Source organism: uncultured Mycobacterium sp., from assembly GCF_964249325.1.
In the GTDB taxonomy this organism is placed as follows: Bacteria; Actinomycetota; Actinomycetes; order Mycobacteriales; family Mycobacteriaceae; genus Mycobacterium.
In genome coordinates, this window is record NZ_CAXUCH010000286.1 from 1 (window position 1) to 5,010 (window position 5,010).

General features: G+C 66.1%; 1 protein-coding gene. It reads left to right on the plus strand.

The genetic code is table 11. The features are described from left to right. Positions 1-666 precede the first annotated feature (666 nt). A partial coding sequence (gene gltB, locus ACFE99_RS22725) for a glutamate synthase large subunit (protein WP_375488795.1) occupies positions 667-5,010 on the plus strand: 4,344 nt, incomplete at its 3' end.

Here is a 5,010-nt window from a genome sequence, read left to right on the forward strand (position 1 = left end):
GACGGGGGAGGGGCCGCGGTCGGGCGGGGACGCACCGGCGGCGGGTAGGCCGGCAACGGCATGGTCGGCTGATGTTGAGCCTGGGCATGCGGCGGTTGCGCCGGAGGGGAACCCCCAGGCGATGCGGGACGCAGCCGGTCCCTCAGGAAGTCGTCACGCTCGCTCATCAGTTCCCCGCGGTCGGTTCGGTGCAGAAAGACGCTGCCGCCCATCGGCAACGTGGGGCATGCGACCAGTATCGGTCACACGTCGTCCTGCGGCCCCGGCCCGGTCGGGCAAAACAGCATGGCCACATGCCACCGAAGCCCGGCGGCCTAGGTGAGCCGCATCAGCGGCCACCCTATGGTCTGTGACCAGCTGTCATCGCCGCCGACGTGACGGGCGTCGCATTAAAAACGCGTTCGGGGCGAGCACTCCACCGAACGATTACTATTGACGAAGTTGGCATGTCAGGCGGTTTTTGTCATATCGTTTTACGACTTGTCGAGACCGGGCACAGGGCCACCGTTCAGCGCTGCACGGACGCATCCCCTGACCGAATCATCACCGCTTGGTGACCACCGTGTCGACAAGACCGAAGGGGCCTAGCCCGCAACGTCCGGGGCGCGGCGCCGACGGAGCCGTTCATATGCCGCGCAGAAAGTTTTCGTGAAGGGTCAGGTGGGAATGGCGCCCAACCGCGTCGGCCTGTACAACCCGGCATTCGAGCACGACTCGTGCGGGGTGGCCATGGTCGTGGACATGCATGGCCGCCGTAGCCGCGACATCGTGGACAAGGCGATCACCGCGCTGCTCAACCTCGAGCACCGCGGCGCCCAGGGTGCCGAGCCGCACAGCGGTGACGGCGCCGGCATCCTGATCCAGGTTCCCGACAAGTTCCTGCGGTCGGTGGTGGAGTTCGAGCTACCACCCGCCGGCAGCTACGCCACCGGAATCGCGTTTTTGCCGCAATCGTCCAAAGATGCCGCGGCGGCCTGCGCGGCGGTGGAGAAGATCGTCGAAGCCGAAGGCCTGCAAACGCTCGGCTGGCGCGATGTGCCCACCGACGACTCCTCGCTGGGCGCCTTGTCCCGCGATGCGATGCCCACTTTCCGGCAGTTGTTCATCGCCGGGGCGTCGGGTATGACGCTGGAGCGCCGCGCGTATGTAATTCGCAAGCGCGCCGAACACGAACTGGGCACCAAGGGCCCGGGCCAGGACGGCCCCGGTCGCGAAACAGTTTATTTCCCAAGCCTTTCCGGTCAGACGTTCGTCTACAAAGGAATGCTGACCACGCCGCAGCTCAAGGCGTTCTACCTTGACCTGCAAGATGACCGGCTCGACAGCGCGCTGGGCATCGTGCACTCACGATTCTCCACCAACACGTTCCCGTCGTGGCCGCTGGCGCATCCGTTCCGGCGCATCGCCCACAACGGCGAGATCAACACTGTCACCGGCAACGAGAACTGGATGCGCGCCCGCGAAGCGCTGATCCACACCGAGGTCTTCGGCTCGTACGACGACGTCGAGAAGTTGTTCCCGATCTGCACCCCGGGTGCCTCCGACACCGCACGCTTCGACGAGGTGCTCGAGTTGCTGCACCTGGGTGGGCGCAGTTTGGCGCATGCGGTGCTGATGATGATTCCCGAAGCCTGGGAGCGCCACGAATCCATGGACCCCGCGCGCCGCGCCTTTTACGCCTACCACGCCTCGTTGATGGAGCCGTGGGACGGCCCGGCGTCGATGACGTTCACCGACGGCACCATCGTCGGCGCGGTGCTCGACCGCAACGGCCTACGGCCGTCCCGGATTTGGGTTACGGACGACGGGCTGGTGGTGATGGCCTCCGAGGCCGGGGTGCTCGACCTCGACCCGTCGACGGTGGTGCGCCGGATGCGCCTGCAACCGGGCCGGATGTTTTTGGTCGACACCGCTCAGGGCCGCATTGTCGACGACGAGGAGATCAAGGCCGAGCTGGCCGCCGAGCATCCGTACCAGCAATGGCTCGAGAAGGGCTTGGTACCGCTCGACAAACTGCCGCAAGGCAATTACGCGCGGATGCCACACCACCGAATCGTCTTGCGCCAGTTGGTGTTCGGCTACACCTACGAAGAGCTCAACCTGCTGGTGGCGCCGATGGCGCGAACTGGCGCCGAGCCGATCGGGTCGATGGGCACCGACACCCCGGTCGCGGTGCTCTCGCAGCGGCCCCGGATGCTGTTCGACTATTTCCATCAGCTGTTCGCCCAGGTGACCAACCCGCCGCTGGACGCCATCCGCGAAGAGGTGGTGACCAGTCTGCAGCACACCATCGGCCCAGAAGGCGACCTGCTCAACCCGGACGAGAAATCCTGTCATCAGATCCAGTTGGCCCAGCCGATCTTGCGCAACCACGAGTTGGCCAAGCTGGTCAACCTCGACCCCGACGTTGAGGTCAACGGGCGACAGCTCGGCTTGCGCTCCAAGGTCATTCGCTGCCTGTACCCGGTGGCCGAGGGCGGAACCGGCCTCCAAGCCGCGCTTGACGAGGTGCGCGCGCAGACCTCGGTCGCCATCGCCGACGGCGCGCGGATCATCATCTTGTCCGACCGCGAATCGGACGAGGCGATGGCCCCGATCCCGTCGCTGCTGGCGGTCTCGGCGGTGCATCACCACCTGGTGCGCGAACGCACCCGCACCCAAGTCGGGCTGGTGGTCGAATCCGGTGATGCCCGCGAGGTGCACCACATGGCCATGCTGCTGGGCTTCGGGGCGGCCGCGATCAACCCTTACATGGCGTTCGAGTCGATCGAGGACATGCTCGACCGCGGCGTGCTGGAGGGTTTCGACCGCGAGACGGCGCTGCACAACTACATCAAGGCCGCCGGCAAGGGCGTGCTCAAAGTGATGTCGAAAATGGGCATCTCGACGCTTGCGTCCTACACCGGCGCGCAACTGTTCCAGGCCGTCGGCATCTCCGAGGCAGTGCTCGACGAATACTTCACCGGGCTGGCCTGTCCCACCGGTGGCATCACTCTCGACGACATCGCCGCCGACGTCGCCGCCCGCCACTCGCTGGCGTTTCTAGATCGGCCCAAGGAGCGCGCCCACCGCGAGCTCGAAGTGGGCGGGGAATACCAGTGGCGCCGGGAGGGCGAATACCACCTGTTCAACCCGGACACCGTCTTCAAACTGCAGCACTCCACCCGCATTGGGCAGTACAAGATCTTCAAGGAATACACCCGTCTGGTCGACGACCAGAGCGAGCAGATGGCGTCACTGCGCGGGCTGCTAAAATTCAAAGCCGGTGTGCGCCCGCCAGTTCCGCTGGAGGAGGTCGAACCGGCCAGCGAGATCGTCAAGCGCTTCGCCACCGGAGCGATGAGCTACGGCTCGATCTCAGCTGAGGCGCACGAAACATTGGCGATCGCGATGAACCGGCTCGGTGGGCGGTCCAACTGCGGTGAGGGCGGCGAGCACGTCAGCCGCTACGGGCGCGACCCGAACGGCGACTGGCGCCGCAGCGCGATCAAACAGGTCGCGTCGGCGCGGTTCGGTGTCACCTCGCACTACCTGACCAACTGCACCGACATCCAGATCAAGATGGCCCAGGGCGCGAAACCCGGTGAGGGCGGCCAGCTTCCGGGTGGCAAGGTGTACCCGTGGATCGCCGAGGTGCGTCACTCCACGCCCGGTGTGGGGCTTATCTCCCCGCCGCCGCACCACGACATCTACTCCATCGAGGACTTGAAGCAGCTGATCTACGACCTGAAAAACGCCAACCCGCAGGCCCGCATCCACGTCAAGCTGGTGTCTGAGAACGGCGTCGGCACCGTGGCCGCAGGTGTGTCCAAGGCGCATGCCGACGTGGTCCTGATCTCCGGGCACGACGGCGGCACCGGCGCGACCCCGCTGACGTCGATGAAGCATGCCGGCGCGCCGTGGGAGCTGGGCCTGGCCGAAACCCAGCAGACGTTGCTGCTCAACGGGTTGCGCGACCGGATCGTGGTGCAGGTCGACGGGCAGCTCAAGACCGGTCGCGACGTGATGATCGCTGCGTTGCTGGGCGCCGAGGAATTCGGGTTCGCCACCGCGCCGCTGATGCCGGTCATCAAGGGCGACCTCAAGCTCACCAACGACCAGGTCTACTCGATCGGCATCGCCGGCGTGTTCGCGACCGTGCTCGCCCGCTTCGTCATCGGCCCGCTGTGCGACAAGTACGGGCCGCGCCTCACCTACACGGCGTTGCTGTTCTTCGGCGCCTTCCCGGTGATCGGCGTGGCCTTCGCCTGGGACTACACCTCGTTCCTGGTGTTCCGCCTGCTGATCGGCATCATCGGAGCCAGCTTCGTCATCACCCAGTTCCACACCTCGGTGATGTTCGCGCCCAACGTGGTCGGCACCGCCAACGCCACCGTGGGCGGCTGGGGCAACGCCGGCGGCGGCGTGACGCAGAGCGTGATGCCGATCGTGCTCGCGCTGGTGGGCGCCTGGGGCTTCAGCAAGGGCATGTCCTGGCGCTACGCGCAGGTCCTGCCGGCCGCCCTGATGCTGGTCACGGCGGTGATCTACTGGATGTACACGCAGGACACGCCCGAGGGCAACTTCGCCGACATGCGCCGGGCCGGCCTGTCGACGATGGTCGGCAAGAAGGGCGGCTGGGACGTGATGAAGGAGGCGTCCAGGAATTACCGGGTGTGGCTGCTCGGCGCCTGCTACGGCGCATCGTTCGGGGTCGAGCTGTTCGTCCACTCGATTGCCGCGACCTACTACTTCAACCGCTACCAGCTCTCGCTCGAGGATGCCGGGCTGGCGGTCGGCGCGTTCGGCCTCCTGGCGCTCTTCGCACGCGCCCTGGGCGGCCTGATTTCCGACAGGATTGCGCAGACGAAGGGACTGGATGGCCGCACCTGGCTGCTGTTCGGCCTGATGATCGGGGAGGGCGTGTTCCTGATCGCGTTCTCGCAGTCGGGCACGGTCATGATGGCGGTCACGATGATGCTGGTGTTCGGCCTGTTCACGCACATGGCGTGCGGCTCGCTCTACGCGCTG